The 17430-nt window shown below is 63.6% G+C and carries 13 protein-coding genes and 1 pseudogene; 8 read left to right on the top strand and 6 right to left on the bottom strand.

Annotated elements, in window-relative coordinates; all coding sequences use genetic code 11:
* Window positions 1–143: 143 nt before the first annotated feature.
* Together AC07O2_RS10900 and AC07O2_RS10895 are read left to right on the top strand one after the other, a co-directional pair.
* Window positions 144–452 (top strand): annotated as a pseudogene (locus tag AC07O2_RS10900) (hypothetical protein); the annotation flags it as partial.
* An 11-nt stretch (window positions 453–463) separates the two neighbouring features.
* Window positions 464–943, top strand: a complete 480-nt coding sequence (locus AC07O2_RS10895) for a GNAT family N-acetyltransferase (RefSeq protein WP_495075751.1) — start codon at window positions 464–466, stop codon at window positions 941–943.
* 147 nt (window positions 944–1090) lie between these two features.
* Here AC07O2_RS10895 and AC07O2_RS10890 read toward each other — a convergent pair whose 3' ends face one another.
* Both AC07O2_RS10890 and AC07O2_RS10885 read right to left on the bottom strand, forming a co-directional pair.
* Complete coding sequence (locus AC07O2_RS10890) at window positions 1091–2080, bottom strand: dienelactone hydrolase family protein (protein WP_495075750.1); 990 nt, start codon at window positions 2078–2080, stop codon at window positions 1091–1093.
* A gap of 354 nt (window positions 2081–2434) precedes the next feature.
* Window positions 2435–2557: a hypothetical protein gene (locus AC07O2_RS10885; protein ID WP_495075749.1), complete on the bottom strand. Its 123-nt coding sequence runs from the start codon at window positions 2555–2557 to the stop codon at window positions 2435–2437.
* Window positions 2558–2692: 135 nt separating this feature from the next.
* Between AC07O2_RS10885 and AC07O2_RS10880 the strand changes: the two genes are divergently transcribed.
* The 3 genes from AC07O2_RS10880 to AC07O2_RS10870 all read left to right on the top strand — a co-directional run bounded on the left by AC07O2_RS10880 (window position 2693) and on the right by AC07O2_RS10870 (window position 5650).
* A complete protein-coding gene (locus tag AC07O2_RS10880) occupies window positions 2693–3733 on the top strand; it encodes a M14 family zinc carboxypeptidase (RefSeq protein ID WP_495075748.1) in 1041 nt (346 codons plus the stop codon).
* Entirely contained in the window at window positions 3730–4485 is a 756-nt protein-coding gene (locus AC07O2_RS10875; protein WP_495075747.1) for an alpha/beta fold hydrolase, read from the top strand. The genes AC07O2_RS10880 and AC07O2_RS10875 overlap by 4 nt, the downstream gene beginning before the upstream one ends.
* 124 nt (window positions 4486–4609) lie before the next feature.
* Window positions 4610–5650, top strand: a complete 1041-nt coding sequence (locus tag AC07O2_RS10870; protein ID WP_495075746.1) for a Stealth CR1 domain-containing protein — start codon at window positions 4610–4612, stop codon at window positions 5648–5650.
* A gap of 38 nt (window positions 5651–5688) precedes the next feature.
* Here AC07O2_RS10870 and AC07O2_RS10865 read toward each other — a convergent pair whose 3' ends face one another.
* Together AC07O2_RS10865 and AC07O2_RS10860 are read right to left on the bottom strand one after the other, a co-directional pair.
* Window positions 5689–7035, bottom strand: coding sequence for an MFS transporter (locus tag AC07O2_RS10865; protein WP_495075745.1), 1347 nt, complete (start codon window positions 7033–7035; stop codon window positions 5689–5691).
* Window positions 7036–7087: 52 nt separating this feature from the next.
* Window positions 7088–8362, bottom strand: coding sequence for a glucarate dehydratase family protein (locus AC07O2_RS10860; RefSeq protein ID WP_495075744.1), 1275 nt, complete (start codon window positions 8360–8362; stop codon window positions 7088–7090).
* Window positions 8363–8487: 125 nt separating this feature from the next.
* Between AC07O2_RS10860 and AC07O2_RS10855 the strand changes: the two genes are divergently transcribed.
* Complete coding sequence (locus AC07O2_RS10855) at window positions 8488–9192, top strand: GntR family transcriptional regulator (protein WP_495075743.1); 705 nt, start codon at window positions 8488–8490, stop codon at window positions 9190–9192.
* Between the two features lie 104 nt (window positions 9193–9296).
* Entirely contained in the window at window positions 9297–10328 is a 1032-nt protein-coding gene (locus AC07O2_RS10850) for an IS30 family transposase (RefSeq protein WP_495075742.1), read from the top strand.
* Between the two features lie 71 nt (window positions 10329–10399).
* On the opposite strand, the gene AC07O2_RS10845 is transcribed toward AC07O2_RS10850, so the two are convergent.
* Window positions 10400–14098 carry a response regulator gene (locus tag AC07O2_RS10845; protein WP_495075741.1) on the bottom strand — a complete coding sequence of 1233 codons (3699 nt, stop codon included), beginning with the start codon at window positions 14096–14098 and terminating at the stop codon, window positions 10400–10402.
* 181 nt (window positions 14099–14279) lie between these two features.
* Here AC07O2_RS10845 and AC07O2_RS10840 point away from each other — a divergent pair, with 181 nt between their 5' ends.
* Window positions 14280–16010, top strand: coding sequence for a methyl-accepting chemotaxis protein (locus AC07O2_RS10840; protein ID WP_495075740.1), 1731 nt, complete (start codon window positions 14280–14282; stop codon window positions 16008–16010).
* Here AC07O2_RS10840 and AC07O2_RS10835 read toward each other — a convergent pair.
* The gene (locus AC07O2_RS10835) at window positions 16007–17284 is read right to left on the bottom strand and encodes a zinc-binding metallopeptidase family protein (RefSeq protein ID WP_495075739.1); all 1278 of its coding nucleotides are present in this window, start codon (window positions 17282–17284) and stop codon (window positions 16007–16009) included. The genes AC07O2_RS10840 and AC07O2_RS10835 overlap by 4 nt on opposite strands.
* Between the last annotated feature and the right edge of the window lie 146 nt (window positions 17285–17430).

Genomic DNA, 17430 nt, shown 5'->3' with positions numbered 1-17430 from the left:
GCCCCGCAGTTGTGAGACTGGCGGGGCTTTTTTATGCCAGGTGGGCTAGCTCGTTTCACGAGGCCAACCGGTAGGGGGATAAGCCGGTCGCACTGCCGCAATTGCTTACAAGAGACTGTCCGCATCCTGTTAGTCTTACCTCGATGTCCAACACACATACTGTCACTGTCGTCGTCTCCAGCCTTCTGCTCAGCGCCTGCAGTTCGGTGGGCGTAGGCGTCAGCGTACCGCTGTTCCCCGGGGTCAGCGTGGGGGTGGGCGCAAGCTCGGGCGGGGTGCATTTGGGCGTGGGGACCGGGGTAGGGCCGGTGGGAGTTGGAGTGGGGGTGAACCAGCGCGGCCAGGTGGGTGCCGGGGTGGGGGTGGGTACCAGCACCAATGTCGGCGGCGCACAGGTGGGGGTTGGCGTGGGGACCGGCACCACAATCTATGACCCGGACCAGCCAAAGGCGCACCGCTAGCCATGCCCTACATCTTCACCATCCATACGGCTGGCGCCGAAGACGTGCCCGAGGTCGCCGCCATGGTGGGCGAATTGCTGGCCGAGATCATGCAGGCCATTGGCGTGCAGGCCTTCAATTTCGACCTGGGCGCCACCACGTCCCGGCTGCAGGACTTTATCCAGCAGGGGAAATATTTTGTGTTTGTGGCCCGCGACAGCGACCGGCATCCGGCCGGTTTTATCGCCGTGTATGAAAGCTATGCCTTGTATGCGGAGGGTGCGTTTGGCACCATCCCCGAGTTATATGTGCGGCCAGATCAACGCAAGCATGGCGTGGGCCAACAGTTAGTGGCGCAGGCCCAGGCTTTTGGCGCGGCGCGGGGCTGGACGCGGCTGGAGGTGACCACGCCACCGTTGCCGCAATTCGACCGGACGCTGGCGTTTTATGAGCGCGAGGGTTTTACCATCAGCGGTGGCCGTAAGCTGAAAATCAGCCTGTGAATAGCCTGCCCACCATCGATAACTCCGCATTGGGAATATGCCACCAGCGCAATAGGAATCTGCACCATTAGCTTCTAAATTTATAGCAACAAGCTCACAAAAGAGCCCTGGAATACCCCGCGCATTCCGGGCTTTTTGCATGTGGCGTCAGAGGTTGTTGCGGAAGAAGCGTGTCACGCGTTCGCGGGACTTATAGGCCTGGGCCACATCAGGAATGGCGATGACATTGGGCATGGCTGACAAGCCCAGCAGATAGCTGCCCTGGTTGGCGAATGGATCGGGTGCGGTGATGGGCACCATCAGGCGGTCAAAGTCATGGTAGGCGCCGGGGTACTCCGCCACGCTTACCACGCCGCCATTACTGGGGTTGACGCCAGCCGCCAGCGCCTGGCAGGGTGCGGCGCTGTTGTCATAGCTGTCCTTGCTGCCGATCTGGATCAGCACCGGGGCGCCGGTGAGGTTCAGGTACTGGGTGCCGGCCTGGGCTGGCGCCACGCCAAATGCGTGCAGGATGGCCGCGTTATTGGCACCGTAGCAGACAGGGTAGTTGGCCACGTGGGCCGCGAACTTGCGGCCTCCGCCGAACTGGCCCGCATACAGGCGCTCCGATGTGCCCAGGCTGATCACGCCGCCCCAGGAGAAGCCCAGCACGCCGATGCGCTCCGGGTCGATATTGGCCTGGCTGCTCAAGAAGGCCAGCGCCGAAAAGGCGTCGGGGTAGGTCAGGATGGGCAGTTGCGGGCGGTTGGCCAGCCCGGTCACGCCGCGCGCTTCCCACATATCGATCTGCAGGGTGGCAATGCCGGCGGCGTTCAGTGCCTCTTCATAAAAATTGCCACGCGCATCGATGCCGGCGGTGCCGTGCAATAGAACCACCGCCGGCAGCTTGTCATGGCGGTACTTTTTATTGCCAAAGGGGAAGCAGTTCCAGCGGCCGTCCACCTTGCCGGGCAGGCTGAGCTTGCCCTTGATGGTCAGCGGGCTGGCCGGCGCGGCGAGGTTGGGCGACTGGAACTGGATGAAGCTGATCTGCGGCTGCCCACGCTCCCTGCAGCCCTCGTCATCGGCGTGGGCCGCCGCCGCCATACCTGCCACGAACGTCAAAGCCAAGGCCCGAAGCCACTTGGGATGCAGCATGCAATTCTCCTGTGTAGAAATAATGGGTGAATGATGGGATTGCCAAACGGGTCGCTGTGCCCGCCCCGATGCGCGGCCCACATTAACCATCGCCCCAGGGTGTGTCAACGCACGGCAGATGGCAGCGCAGCTGCTGAAAACGTGCTGACCGGCAGGCTGTTAGCAACCGCCAACAAGGGCCGCCACTCACGAATCAGAAATAGCTGTATCGCACATGGATACTGCGCTTAAAGCTATCAAATTAGAAGCATGGAGATAGCGCATCTAGAGCTATTTGCGGCGTGGGCGACAGCACCCAACGGGGCACCTTGGGCACGCCAACCGCGCTCCAAAGCTTCATACATATTGGGTATCTCAGTGCCCGAAGCGGCGCTGCTCCCAACGCGCCCGCTGCAAGGCCCACAGCTCCGCCAGGCCCCAGGCCAGGCAGGCGGGCACGGCGAATAAGCGCATCAGCGTGGTTCTGCGAAGCAGCATGTCGGGACTCCCCTTGTGTGGTGTGCAAACCACCTTAGGCATGCCATGTGACAGTGGCGTGTCAGCCGTGTAATAGCCGCACACCAGACCATATTTCGCACCGCGCAAGCGCCTGTGTGGCTATGCTGCGGTGCTGTGCCTGCCACTTCCTCCACCGCTCCTGAACTGCCCGAACTGGTGGCGTTGGAGCGCACCATCGCGCTGGGTGGGCAGCATCTGCAGGCTCGCACCGTGTGCACGGTGCACCTGCCCAGCGGCACCCGCTACCCGGTGCATGCCATCACGCTTGGCAACCCCTCGCCGGACGTGCCGGCCGTGGGCTACTTTGGCGGCGTGCATGGGCTGGAGCGCATAGGCGCGGGCGTCGTCATCGCCTATCTGCACAGCCTGGTGACGCGCCTGCAGTGGGACAGCGCGCTGCACCGCCAGCTGGAAGCCGTGCGCCTGGTGTTCATGCCCATCATCAACCCCGGCGGCATGGCCCTGGGCACGCGGGCCAACCCACAGGGGGTGGACCTGATGCGCAATGCGCCCGTGGAGGCGCGCGACCCCGTGCCCTTTCTGGTAGGGGGCCAACGTCTGAGCGCCCGCCTGCCCTGGTACCGTGGCCGCTATGCGGCGGCCATGGAAGCCGAGAACCAGGCGGTATGCGAAGTGGTGCAAGCCGAGCTGCTGTCGCGCGCCTTCAGCGTATCGGTGGACTGCCATTCGGGCTTTGGCGTAAGCGACCGGCTGTGGTTCCCGTATGCGCATACCCGCACACCGATTGCACACCTGGCGGAAATGCATGCGCTCAAACGCATCTTCATGGAGTCGCACAGCCACTACCGTTATATTTTTGAGCCGCAAAGCCTGCAGTACCTGGCGCATGGCGACCTGTGGGACCACCTGTACCAGCAAGCCTGCAGCCAGTCGCCCGAGCGCATCTTTCTGCCGCTGACGCTAGAGATGGGGTCCTGGCTATGGGTGAAGAAGAACCCGCGCCAGCTGTTCTCGCGCCACGGCATCTTCAACCCGCAAATTGCCCACCGCCAGCAGCGGGTGCTGCGCCAACACCAGTCCTTGCTGGACTTTCTGGGCCGCGCCGCGCAGGGGCACAGGCTGTGGCTGCCAAACGTGGATGCGCGCACCTACCACCACGCCCAGGCCCGGCACGACTGGTACGGCCCCAAATGAAGACCTGGCTACTGCTGCGCGGCCTGACGCGCGAGAGCGGCCACTGGGGCGGCTTCGTAGCGCAGCTCCAGGCCGCGCAGCCGGACAGCCGCATCGTGGCACTGGACCTGCCAGGCAACGGCAGCCTGTATGCACAGCGCAGCCCCAGCCATATCAGCGCCATGGTGGCGCACAGCCGGGCTGCGCTACAAGCGCAGCAGATCACTGGCCCGGTGCACATCCTGGCCATGTCCCTGGGTGCGATGGTGGCAGCCAGTTGGGCCAGCAGCGCCCCGCAGGAGGTGGCTGCCCAGGTGCTGGTCAACACCAGCCTGCGGCCGTTCAGCCCGTTCTACCAGCGCTTGCGGCCGCGCCACTACGGCCTGCTGCTGCGCCTGGCATTGGGGGGGGCATCCGCGCTGGACTGGGAACGCAGCATTCTGCGCATCACCAGCCACGGCCAGCATCCAGACGTATTAGCGCAATGGCTGAGGCTGCGCCAACAGCATCCGGTCACGCGGGGCAATGCGTTGCGCCAATTGCTGGCGGCGGCGCGCTACCAGGCCCCTGCCAGCCCGCCGCAGACACCCACCCTGCTGCTGGCCAGCGCACAGGATGGTCTGGTGTCGGTAAATTGCTCGCGTAGCCTGGCGCTGCAATGGGGCTGCACCCTGCAGGAGCACCCTTGGGCCGGGCACGACCTGCCACTGGACGACGGCGCCTGGGTAGCCCGCCAAGTGCGAGATTGGCTGCAGCACATAGCGCAGAAGTAAGTCAATTTAACGACTTTACAAAGAGACTCGGCAAATCTGGCTAATATGCGCGACTTGCCTGCGGGTGGCGCCCTCCTCCTTCTGGCCGCCCACAGGCTGTATTCCACGCAACAACCACGGGCCCATGGATCACTTTGCGTTTAACGAGCCAGCGATTGATGTCGTCTACCTGTGGGTCGATGGCAACGACCCCGTATGGCGTGCCAAACGGCAGCGTGCGGCCGCTGCCCTGAGCAGCGACACCCTGGACCACATGGCCTTGTACGGCAATGTGGAGGGCCGCTACCGCGACAACGATGAGCTGCGCTACAGCCTGCGGGCGCTGGAGCGGTTCTTTCCGCAGCACGGCCATGTGTACATCGTGACCGACGGCCAGACGCCCTCCTGGCTGGAGCCCAACGACGGCCTGACGGTGGTGGACCACCGCACGCTGATGCCTGCGACGCAGCTGCCCACGTTTGACTCGGGCCATATCGAGTCCTATGTACACCGCATTCCGGGCCTGTCCGAGCGCTACTTCTACCTCAACGACGACGTGTTCTTTGGTGCACCTGTACACACCGCAGACTGGTTCTCGGCCGACGGCGTGTTTGTTGCCTGGTCGGACGAGCCCGCCGTCAGCGACGAGGCGCTGCGCCCCGATGCCACCGCGCTGGAAAACGCCTGCCGGCTGTCGCACCAGTGGCTGCGGGCGCATCCACCGCTGAAGCCGGGCTACCAGCACGCCTTCCGCACCTTTGCCCATGCGCCGCGCCCACTGCGCAAGTCGCTGCTGAGCCTGCTGGAGCGCGAGGCGCCGGAGATGTTTGCCAGCGTGCGCTCCACCGTGTTCCGCTGCTGGGACAAGCCGGCCATCGTGTCCGACTTCGTGCTGCGCTGGGCGCTGGCCCATGGCAGGGCGCAGCTGCGCGAATACCGGCATATGCACCTGTCCACCGGCGACAGCAACAGCCAGGTCGGCCTGGCCCAGCTAGAGGCCGCCATAGGCGCGGTGGACTTCTTTTGCCTGAACGACACCACCGACAACGCCATGCCGCAGGACCCGCGTCTGGCCCGCGTACGCAAAAGCCTGCAGCGCATGTTCCCCACGCCCTCGGGCTTTGAGCGCACTGCGCTGGGGCGTGCAGATGCTCGGACGGCGCAGATGCAGGGCGCTTATTCCTGAACACCTGCTGAAAGCGTTTGCCCCCCCGCAAGTACCGCTTATGCGGCCGCGCCTCGTGCCGCTGGCTTTGCAGGTGTTGCCCCACGCGGCGTCATGCGCGCAAAGAAAACCACCACTGCGGCGAGGATGGACATCGCAGCCAGCCCGGTCATGCCGCCCTCGATCGAGCCGCTTTTCTGCTCCAGGTAGCCAAAGGTGGCTGGCGCCACAAAGCCGCCGAGATTGCCGATGGAGTTGATCAGCGCCAGTACCGCCGCCGCAATGCGTGCGTCCAGATAGCCCTGTGGAATCGGCCAGAACAAGGAAGACGCTGCCTTGAAGCCGATGGCCGCGAAACAGATGGCGACAAACGAGAACGCCGGGCTGCCCTTGCCTGCGGCGTACATGCCCAGCGCCGCAATAACCAGCACGCAGGACACCCAGGCTTGCTGGAATTTGAAGCGCCCCGCCATGCCGGCGAAGAAATACATCGCCACGATGGAGATCAGCCAGGGAATCGAGTTGTACAGCCCCACCTGGAAGTCGTTCAATTGGCCCATCTTGCGGATGATGCTGGGCAGCCAGAAGGTGGCGCCGTAAATGGTCAGAGAGATCGAGAAATAGATCAGGCAGAAGATCAGTATTTGTGGATCACGCAGCAAGCTCCAGACCGAGGGCTTGGCCGTGTGCATGGCGTCACGCTCGCGCTGCTCCTCGGCGATCTCATCCACCACCGCGTCCTGCTCCGCGCGGCTCAGCCATTGCGCATCCTGTGGCTTGGAGTCCAGCCAGAACCACACAAAGCCAGCCAGCACCACCGAGGCCATGCCTTCGATAAGAAACATCCACTGCCAGCCATGCAGGCCTGCGCCGTTGATCAGCATCAGCCCACCCGAAATCGGCCCAGACAGAACCGACGCCAGCGCAGATCCGCTGAGAAAGATCGCCATGGCCTTGCCGCGCTGGTCGCGTGGCAACCACTGGGTGAAGTAGTACAGCACGCCCGGGAAAAAACCCGCCTCGGCTGCGCCCAGCAGCAGCCGCATCACATAGAACGAAGTCTCGCCCTGCACGAAAGCCATGCCGGTGGCGGCCAGCCCCCAGGTGACCATGATGCGGGTCAACCACACCTTCGCACCAAAGCGCTGCAGCATCATGTTGGACGGCACTTCAAACAGCGCATAGCTGACAAAAAACAGCCCGGCACCCAGTCCGTAGGCTGCCGCGCCTATGCCCAGGTCTGTCGCCAGATGCTGGCGGACAAAGCCGATGTTCACCCGGTCGATGTAGTTCACTATGAACATCACGACAAATAGTGGCAGCACATGCCACTTGATCTTGCTGACCGCGCGGGCCAGCGTATCGGCCCTGGCGGACCGGGACGCGGACGGATTGGATGTATTCATGGACTGGTTTCCTTATTGGCACGGGTGAGGCACTGATGGCCCTTGTCTCTGCTTAAAAACGCGGGTTCTTGCCGGTGAAGCTAGGCTCGTACTTCTGCATCTGCTTCAGGTCGTCGCGGTTGCGTACGCCACAGGACAGGTACTGCGCATGCAACTCGGCCAGGCGCTCGCGGTCCAGTTCCACACCCAGGCCGGGCGTGGTGGGTACGCGTACCGCGCCGTTGTCGAACACCACGCGGCCGCCCTGGATGACCTCTTCCTCCTGCCAGGGGTAGTGGGTATCGCAGGCATAGGTCAGGTTGGGAATACTCGCGGCCACATGGGTCATGGCCATCAGGCTGATGCCCAGATGCGAGTTGGAATGCATGGACATGCCCAGCCCCCACAGCGCACACATGCGGGCCAGGGTCTGCGTCACACGCAGGCCTCCCCAGTAGTGGTGGTCAGACAGCAAAACCTTGACCGAACCCATCTCGGCACCACGGCGGAAGTCCTCCATGGTGGTGATCACCATATTCGTGGCCAAGGGCAAACGGGTATGCGTGGCCAGCGTCGCCATGCCGGCCAGACCGGGGCAGGGGTCTTCGTAATACTCCAACAATTCGTCCAGCTCGGGTGCGGCCTGGATGCTGGTTTGCAGCGACCAGTTGGCGTTTGGGTCCAGGCGCAGAGGCAGGCCGGGGAAGGCCTGGTGCAGCGCGCGCATGCAGGCGATCTCGTGCGCCGGTTCAAACACGCCGCCCTTCAGCTTGATGCTTTGAAAGCCATACAGATCGATCATGCGGCGTGCCTGGGCCACGATTTGTTCCGGGCTCAGGCCTTCACCCCAGGCATCCGGCGCATAGGGCTTGTCCACGTGCTCGGCGTACTTGAAGAAGAGGTAGGCGCTGTAGGGCACGGCATCACGCACTTTGCCACCGAGCAGATCCACGATGGGCGCGCCGACGATCTGGCCCTGCAAATCCAACATGGCGACCTCGAAAGTGCTGATCACCTTGGCTGCGTTCTTCGCGGTGTGCGAGCCCGGGGCCAGTTCAAACTCGATGGCCCCGACGCTGGGCTGGATGGTGGCACGTACCCGCTGCTCCATGGCGTTCAGGTCAAACGGCGACAGCCCCAACACCAGGGATTTAGCCTGCTCCAGCACGCGCAGCATGGGCTCATCGCCATAGGTCTCGGAAATGCCGACCCGCCCGTCGCTGGTCTCGCATTCAACGATGGAGCGCAGCGCCCACGGTTCGTGGATGCCGGCAGCATTTAGCAAGGGGCCGTCACGAAAGGCGATCGGGGTGATGCGGACATGGGCAATGGTGGTTTGGCGTGTCATGGAACGTGGCAGTAGTAGTGGTGGGGCATTTGCGCTAGACCCCTTATTAAAGTACTAATGTATTAGTGCGTCAGCAGGGTAAGTACTACCTATAATCCGCCTGGTTATTTCTGTAATAAGTGCTTATGCCAGCCAGCGATTCCCCACTACCGGTCACCCGCCTGGACCGTTCCCGCCACGCGGCGCCACAGGTTTTCGAGCGTTTGCGCGACATGATCTTGTCTCTGGAACTCGCCCCCGGCACGGTACTGTCCCGTGCCGAGCTAGCCAGCCGCTATGGTCTGAGCCAGACGCCGGTGCGCGATGCGCTCATGAAACTGGGCGAAGAGGGGCTGGTAGACATCTTTCCGCAGCACGCCACCGTGGTCAGCCAGATCAACGTGACCTCGGCACTGCAGGCGCACTTCCTGCGCCGCTCCATCGAGCTGGAAGTGGTGCGCACCCTGTCGGAACGGCGCGACGCCGGCTTGATCACGCAGCTGCGCACAACCATTGCGCGTCAGACCGAGCTGTGCGACCTGAAGAACTACGAGCAATTCGCGCTGTACGACCAGGCTTTTCACCGCCAAATGTATGAAGCCGCCGGCGTGCCCGAGTTGTGGAACCTGGTACGCAGACTGAGCGGCCACATCGACCGGTTGCGCCGCCTGCATCTTCCAGTCGAGGGCAAGACCTTGGCGGTGGTGCGCGACCATACCGAGATCGTGGATGCCATTGAACAAGGCGATGCCACAGCCGCCCAAGCGGCGCTGCGCAAGCATTTGTCAGGTACGCTCAACCAGGTGGACCAGATCCGCACCAGCCATCCAGCCTATCTGGCAAACGACTGAGCGGTTGAACGGTTGAACGTTCAAAAATTCACTGCCAAAATGACCTGCAGCGCAGGGCGAACTCAAATCTGAAGTGCAACACCTTATTCAACTAAGGTGCAGAAATGACAAAACCCCGCCAGTACCAGCAACTGCAGCCAGACGAACGCATCGCGCTGGCGCAGTACCGAGAGCAAGGCTTTAGCATCCGCGCCATTGCCCGCATGCTGCACCGTTCGCCCTCTACCGTCAGCCGCGAGATTGAGCGCAATGCACCTGTGGCCGCTTACAGTGGCACCTTTGCCCAGCAGCGCTGCACCCGCAGGCGCAAGCGCTCGCGTCCAGCACCTAAACTTGTCCACACCGGGGCTTTGTTTGTCCAGGTCTGTTCACTCCTCAAACGCAAATGGTCTCCTGAACAGATATCCCTTTACTTGGCCCGTCAATTCCCTCTGGATGGGACGCAACGCGTGTCCTCTGAAACCATCTACAACGCCATCTACGCCCAGCCCCGAGGCGAGCTGCGCAAAGAGCTGATTGCCTGCTTGCGCTATGCGCGCTCCAAGCGCATGCCACGCACCCGAGGCACGCAGCAGCGGGCCCGCATCGCTGACATGCTCAGCATCCACGTGCGCCCGCCGGAGGTGAATGACCGGCTCTTTCCCGGCCACTGGGAAGGGGACTTGATCAAGGGCCAGGCCAATGCCAGTGCCGTGGGCACGCTGGTGGAGCGTTCCTCGCGTTTGCTGATTCTGGTGCACCTGCCCCACCCCAAGCCCGGCTGTGCGGCCAACGTGTTGCAGGCTTTTACAGACAAGCTGCGCTCCATTGCCCAGCCTATGCGCCACAGCATGACCTATGACCAGGGCAGTGAGATGGCCCGCCACAAGGAGCTGAGCGCCAATACCGGTATTGCGGTGTACTTCTGCGATCCCCACAGCCCTTGGCAACGGGGTACCAACGAGAACACCAATGGGCTGGTGCGCCAGTATCTGCCCAAGGGCATGGATCTGTCTGAAGTGACCCAGGAGCAACTCGATGCGATTGCCGACGAGATCAACAACCGCCCGCGTAAGACCTTGAATGCGCATTCGCCTATCGAGGTCTATCGCGACTTCTTGCTCAACCACCATCCCCAGCACGCTACTATTCAATGACCCTTGCGTTGCACTTGGGATTGAATCCGCCCAGGTTCTATCTGCGCAAGCAGCTCTCAATTCAATAGCATTCAGGCCTGCGCCTGCTCCAGCTGTTGCAGCGCAGCCCCGAAGTCGTAGCGCGCTATCGCAGCGGCGATGCCGGCGTAGGCGTCTTGCAGGCCATGGCGCAGCAGGCTGGCGTGCTGCTGCAGCAACTCAATGGCTTCGGCATCGTCCTCCCGCAGCAGGCGGGCCAGTTGCGCACGCACGGCTTGGGCCTGCTCCAGATCCACCACCAGCGGCTCCGCTGGCGCACGCTCTGCCGGCAACAGCGGAGTGATGGCGGCAACCAGGGCGTCCAGCTGTTGGCGGGTGCGGTCGGCCAGGGCCTGCACCGTATCTGCGGGTTGGTGGTGAAGAGCCTGCTCCAGCGCCTCGGCCGCCGTCTGCAGAGCCGTGGCGCCAATATTGCCCGCCGTGCCCTTCAGCGTGTGGGCAGCACGCTCGGCGCTGGCGAGATCACCGGCCCGCAAGCGCTCCAGTACCACATCCACCGCCCCGCCCTGGCCGGCGGCAAAGCTGCGCAACATGTCGAAGTAGCGCTGCGGCTTGCCCATGGCGCGGCGCAGGCCGGATGCCACATCCAACCCGGAAATCGCACGCAAGGCGGCCATGTGGGCCTCGTCGGTCGGACTGCCAAAAGTGCCCTCGGTGCGCAGTACCTGGCCCAGGCCACGGTGCGGGCGTATCCAGCGGGCCAGAACGCGCCACAGCTCTTCGGGTTCTACGGGTTTGGTCACAAAGTCGTTCATGCCGGCATCCAGGCAGCGCTGGCGATCGGTGGCCATGGCATTGGCCGTCATGGCAATAACCGGCAGCGCGGTGCTACGGCTATCCTGGCGGATCAGACGGGTGGCGCTCACACCGTCAAGCTCCGGCATCTGCATGTCCATCAGCACCAGGTCGTAGGTTTGGGTGGCATGCGACTGGGCAATCATGTCCAGCGCCTGCTGGCCGTTGTCGGCCAGGACCACCAGCATGCCGGCCTCGGCCAGCAGCTCGCTGGCGACCTGCTGGTTGAGGTCGTTGTCTTCCACCAGCAAGACCCGGGCACCGGCCAGGGGGGCCAGCGCATCCAGCCCGGCGCGGGCATCGTCCACCACGCGGGCCGACTGCACGCCGCGCCCCATAGCCTGCATCAGGGTGTCGAACAGCAGCGAGGCGTTAACCGGCTTGATCAGCAGATCCTGGATGCCGGCGTCATGCGCGTTGGGTACCAATTCCTCGCGGCCGTAGGCGGTCACGAGTATGGGCTTGGGCTGTTTGGGTAAGGGCAGTGCAGCGATGGCGCGGGCGGTTTGCAGGCCGTCCATGCCGGGCATCTGCCAGTCCAGCAGAGCGATGTCGAAAGCCTGGGCCCGGGCCGCGGCGTCTCTGACCGCAGCCACCGCCAGCGCCCCGGAATGCACGGCCTCCACCTCGAAACCCATGGCCTGCAGCATCTCGGCCAGCACCTGGGCGGCGTGCGCGTTGTCGTCCACCACCAGCACCCGGCGGCCGCGCAGGTCCAGGTCGGCCCGGCGCTGAGACGGGCGCGTGCTATCCAGGCCGACGCGGGCGGTGAACCAGAAGGTCGAGCCCTCGCCAAATTCGCTGCTGACCCCCACCGCGCCGCCCATGGCCTCGGCCAGCGCCTTGCTGATGGCCAGGCCCAGGCCGGTGCCGCCGTATTTGCGGGTGATGGAGCTATCGGCCTGGCTGAAGCTCTGGAACAGGCGGCCTTGCTGCTCGGCCGTCATGCCAATGCCGGTATCACGCACCTCAAAGCGCAACAGGATGTGCTCGGCCGTGCTGTCCTGCACGCGCACGGTAATGCTGATCTCGCCCTGCTCGGTGAACTTGACGGCGTTGTTGACCAGATTGATCAAGACCTGGCCCAGGCGCAGCACGTCACCGCTCAGACTTTGCGGCACGTCGGAGCGCACATCGCAGACCAGCTCCAGGCCCTTGGCGCTGGCCTTCTCGGCCACCACATTGGCTACGTTGTTCAGCAGGTCGTCCAGCGTAAAGGGCTGGTTTTCTACCGTCAGCTTGCCGGCCTCGACCTTGGAGAAGTCCAGAATGTCGTTGATCACGCCCAGCAGGTGCTGGCCGGACTGGTGGATCTTGCCCAGGTAGTCGCGCTGGCGCGGCGACAGGTCGGTCTTCAGGGCCAGGTAGGACATGCCGATGACGGCGTTCATGGGCGTACGGATTTCATGGCTCATATTGGCCAGAAAGTCGCTCTTGAAACGGTTGGTGTCCTCGGCCAGCTCTTTGGCGCGACGCATCTCGGCTTCGGCGTGTTTGCGCTCGCTGATGTCATCCAGCAACCAGATTACCGCCTCCACATAGGCCGCCACGGCAACCCGCAAGCCGACCAGACGCCCCTCGAACGTACTGCCATCGGCCCGGCAGAAGCTGCGCTCCAGCTCCACCCGCTCGCCATTGGCCAGCGGCAGCCCCACCTCGGCCTCAAACTCGGCAAAAGCCTGCGACGTGTCAAACAGCATGGCCAGGCTGCGCTCGCCCAGGTCCACGCCGGGCAGGCCGACGATGCTGGCAAAACCGGCGTTGTACTGGCGAATCAGGCCGTCAGCGGCGAACACTACGCCCGAGGGGATGTTGTCAAAAATGACTTGCTGCTGCTCGGTCACCTCGCGCAGGCGGTTTTCACGCTCCTTGATGGCGTCCACCACCTGTAGATAGCCGGTGAACAGCACCGAGCCATCAGGCAAGGCCCGGGGTACCGAGGCGCAGTGCACCCAGTGCGTGTTGCCGTTCGGATGCCAGATGCGCAGGTCCTGCGCGGCGGGCTGCATATGCAGCAGGGCCTGGGCTTCCAGCCGCACCCGATCAGCCCGGTCGGCGGCATGCACCACGCGGTCCAGTTCCGCAGGATCGCGCAACACCGCGTCCACCGAGATACCCAGAATCTCCTGCGCCCGATCGCTCATATAGGTGTAGCGGCGGCGGCCGTCGGGAAAGCACTGCAGACGGTACACCACCAGGGGCAGCGCGGCCGTAATCTCCTGCAGATCGGCCTGGGCAGCGCGCTGCACGGCCTCGGTCTCCAACCGGGCGCCCGCCTCCAGCACTTGCAGGCGCTGCGTCTGCGCCTGTTGACGGGCCGCCTCACGCTGGCGGTACTGCAGATAGAACGCCAGCACCAGGCCAAAGGTCAGCAATGCCTGGAACAGCGTCAACAGCCGGGTGGTGGTGGTCTGGCGATGCACCTCCACCGTACGCCGGTCCACCACCTCGGATGCGGACTGCGAGGCCTCCAGCGACAGATTGCGTATGGGCTCGCGCAACGTGGCCACATGGCTTTGCAATGCCAGCAGCTGCTCTCGGGTTGGAGGCCTGGCCGCCGGGTCCAATACCGCATCGGCCTCCGCGACAAACTGCTGTACCGAAGAGCGCACCTCTTGCATCAGCTTCTGGTTCCTCAGCAAGGCCGCTGACTCGCCGGTGTAGAGCGAAGCCACGCGGCTCACAAACAGGTCGTAGCGCAGCTGCAGCTCATCCTGGGCGGCATCCTGGGGACTGAAGATGCGGTGGTCCAGCGCAGCAGAGAAACGGAAATACTCAACCTCCAGCTGCACCACGCTCCACACCACGTCCCGGTCACCGCGCCGGCTGACCTGGCTCAAACCATCCTGCTGCTTCAGCTGGACGACCGCAATGGCCGCGTAAACGGCCAACAGTACGGCGATCAACAGGGCCAGGATTTTGCTACTACGAGCCATAGAAAGAGATCAAACAGGCCCACGCGGGCGAATCCACACATTGTGGCGTACGGTGCCACCCCATGGCGATTGTCAAATTACTAATGCCTATTTGCAACAATGTGCAAGAGCGCAATCGCGCTTGTAATTCATGCGCGGCGCTTGTACAAAGCAACACCTTCTACGCTACAAGGACCCCGCCATGGCAGTCTCCAGTTCCAACCTCTCCATCACCAAGCGCCTGGGTTTGGGATTCGCGTTCATTCTGCTGCTTTCGCTGATCTCCATGCTGGTAGGTATCAGCAAGCTCAACAGCTCGGCGGACTCGACCCAATACATGCTGAACAACCCGATCCAGACAGAGCGCATCATCAGCGACTGGTACCGGGACATCCACACCAGCGTGCGCCGCACCATGGCGATAGCCAAGAGTAGCGATCCCTCCTTGGTAACCTATTTCGCACAAGACATTGCCGAGGCGACTGAACGCTCCAGCAAGGCCCAGAAGGCGGTGGAAGCACTGATGCGCACCGACGAAGAAAAGAAGCTGTTTGCCGCCATTCTCGAGGCACGCAAGACCTATGTCGCGAACCGCGACGCGGTATCCGCGCTGAAGAAAGAAGACAAATCGGACGAAGCCAACCAGTTGCTGGCGCAAAAAGTCACTCCAGCGGGCAAGGCGTATATGGACACACTGGACGCCCTGATGCAGGCCCAGCGTAAGGAAATCGACCGACACGCTCAAGGCCTAGCCGACAGCAGCACCCAGGGCCGCAACCTGCTGATCGGGCTGGGCCTGTTCGGCGTGGTGTTTGGCGTGGGCTGCGCGTGGTGGCTGTCGCGCTCCATCATCCGTCCGCTGGCCCAGGCCAATGGTGCGGCACGCCAGGTAGCCACCGGTGACCTGACCGGGCATATCGAGAAAAGTGGTAACGACGAAGTCGGCCAGCTGCTGTCCAGCCTGCAGGACATGCAGGCCAACCTGGTCAAGGTGGTGTCCAGCGTACGCCAGGGGGCAGACGGTGTATCCACCGCCAGCGCCGAAATCGCCCAGGGCAATAACGACCTGAGCGCGCGCACCGAGAACCAGGCCAGCGCACTGGAGCAGACCGCCGCGTCCATGGAAGAGCTGAACTCCACCGTCAAGCAAAACGCCGACAACGCGCGCCAAGCCAACCAGTTGGCCATGCAGGCCTCCACCGTGGCCATACAGGGCGGCGAGGTCGTGGGCCAGGTGGTGCAGACCATGAAGGGCATCAACGAAAGCTCGCAGAAGATCGCCGACATCATCAGCGTGATCGACGGCATCGCCTTCCAGACCAACATCCTGGCACTCAATGCCGCCGTGGAAGCCGCCCGGGCCGGCGAGCAAGGCCGTGGTTTCGCCGTGGTGGCCAGCGAGGTGCGCAGCCTGGCCGGGCGCAGCGCCGAGGCCGCCAAGGAGATCAAACAACTCATCAATGCCAGCGTGGAACGCGTGGCCCAGGGCACGGTACTGGTGGACCAGGCCGGCACCACCATGACCGAGGTGGTCAGCTCCATCCGCCGCGTGACCGACATCGTGGGTGAAATCAGCGCCGCCAGCAGTGAGCAGAGCCAGGGCGTATCCCAGGTAGGCGAGGCCATCAACCAGATCGACCAGGTCACGCAGCAAAACGCCGCCCTGGTGGAACAGATGGCCGCTGCGGCAGGCAGCCTGCAAACCCAGGCCGCCGACTTGGTACAAGTGGTGTCGCTGTTCAAGCTGGAAGGCAGCCACATGGTGTCTGCGCCCTCGCGGCCCGCAGTGGCGGCGCCGCACCGCCCGGCCATGCCCAAGCCGCCAGCGGCACCCAAGGCATTGGCCAAAAAGCCTGCAGGCCCGCCACTGGCCGCCCCGCGCGCCGCGGCACCGGTGGCCAAGCCCAACGATGACGACTGGGCTGCGTTTTAAGACGTAGTCTGCTGCGCCTGCGCCTGCGTCTGCGTCTGCGTCTGCGTCTGCGTCTGCGTTTGCGTTTGCGTTTGTGTCTGCATCGGAGCCGGCGCATCCGCCGGCCCTGGCTGGCGCGCCTGCAGCACCACGCAGTGAATGAACTGCAGCTTGGCCACCACGGCCGGCGTCAGCACAAAGGGGTAGAAGTCTGGCTCGCCCATGCTGCGCGACATCTCGTTGAGCACGCCGGTCAACTCCACCCAACCATTGACGATCTGTAGAAAACCCTCAGCATCCGGGTTTTGCGGGCGCCATAGCGCATCGACCGTGAACGGCGCGTAGGGCAGCTCCACATCTTTCGCGTCCAGGCCAAAGCGCATGGCCGTGCCCAGGGTATCCACCATGTGCAGGTAGTGCGCCCAGGTCTCGGCCCAGTCTTCCCAAGGGTGGGTGCTGGCATAGCTGCTGACAAAATGCTGCGCCCAGTCGGGCGGCGGGCCCTGGGTGTAGTTGCGCTGCAGGGCCTCGGCATAGTTGGCCCGCTCGTCGCCAAACAGGCTGCGGTAGTCGTCCAGCCAGGTGCTGTTCAGCACCAGCCGGTCCCAGTAGTAGTGGCCCACCTCGTGCCGAAAATGCCCTAGCAGCGTACGGTAGGACTCGCCCATCTGCGTGCGCATCTGCTCGCGACGGGCGTCGTCGGCCTCGTCCATATTCAGCGTGATCAGGCCATGGTCGTGGCCGGTCAGCACCGGCTGCTCGGGCGTGGGCCGCAGGAAGTCAAACGCCAGGCCCAAAACCTCCGGCGCTTGCGCGTTGCGTGGCTCCACCGGCAAGCCCATGGCCAACAGCTGCGCCACCAGGTGGCGCTTGGCCATCTCCAACGCACGCCAGGCGGCCAGGTTCATGGGGTCCGACGGGTTGGACACTGTGCGGTTCAGGCTGCAGGCCAGGCACACCGTGCCGGGCGCTGCATCGCCCGACACCAACCAGTTGCAGCCCACCATGTCCAGATTGGCACAACGCCGAAAACGCGGTCCGTCAGGGGTACTCCACAGCGTCCATTGGCCCGGCGCATCGGCCACTTGCGCCAATGGCTCCAGACGCGAGCTTTCAACCACAAAACCCAGCGGCGTGCCGCAGGACAGGCAGGCACTGTTGCGAAAGAAGACCGGCCGCCCGCATTGGCACAGATAGGCACGCGAGGCACGGATGGCGCCGTAGTCCTCCGTGCGCTGGGTCCAGAAGCTGTCATGGGGGGCAAAGGGGCGGAAGACGGTGGTGAAGAAGTCCATGGCCGCAGTCTAGGGGTAATTAGGCGGCAGCTTTGCGTTCTGCGACATAGCCCCAAAACAGCTCAGTAGATTCCCTATGCGCCTGGCATGGCTTTTGCAATATCGTCGGCACTTCTTGACCATTTGGTCAGGATTTGGACGCCCCC

The sequence above is a fragment of the Rhodoferax sp. GW821-FHT10B06 genome (assembly GCF_059415605.1).
Note: the sequence above shows the minus strand (reverse complement) of the source record. Positions and strands in the feature narration are given on the sequence as shown.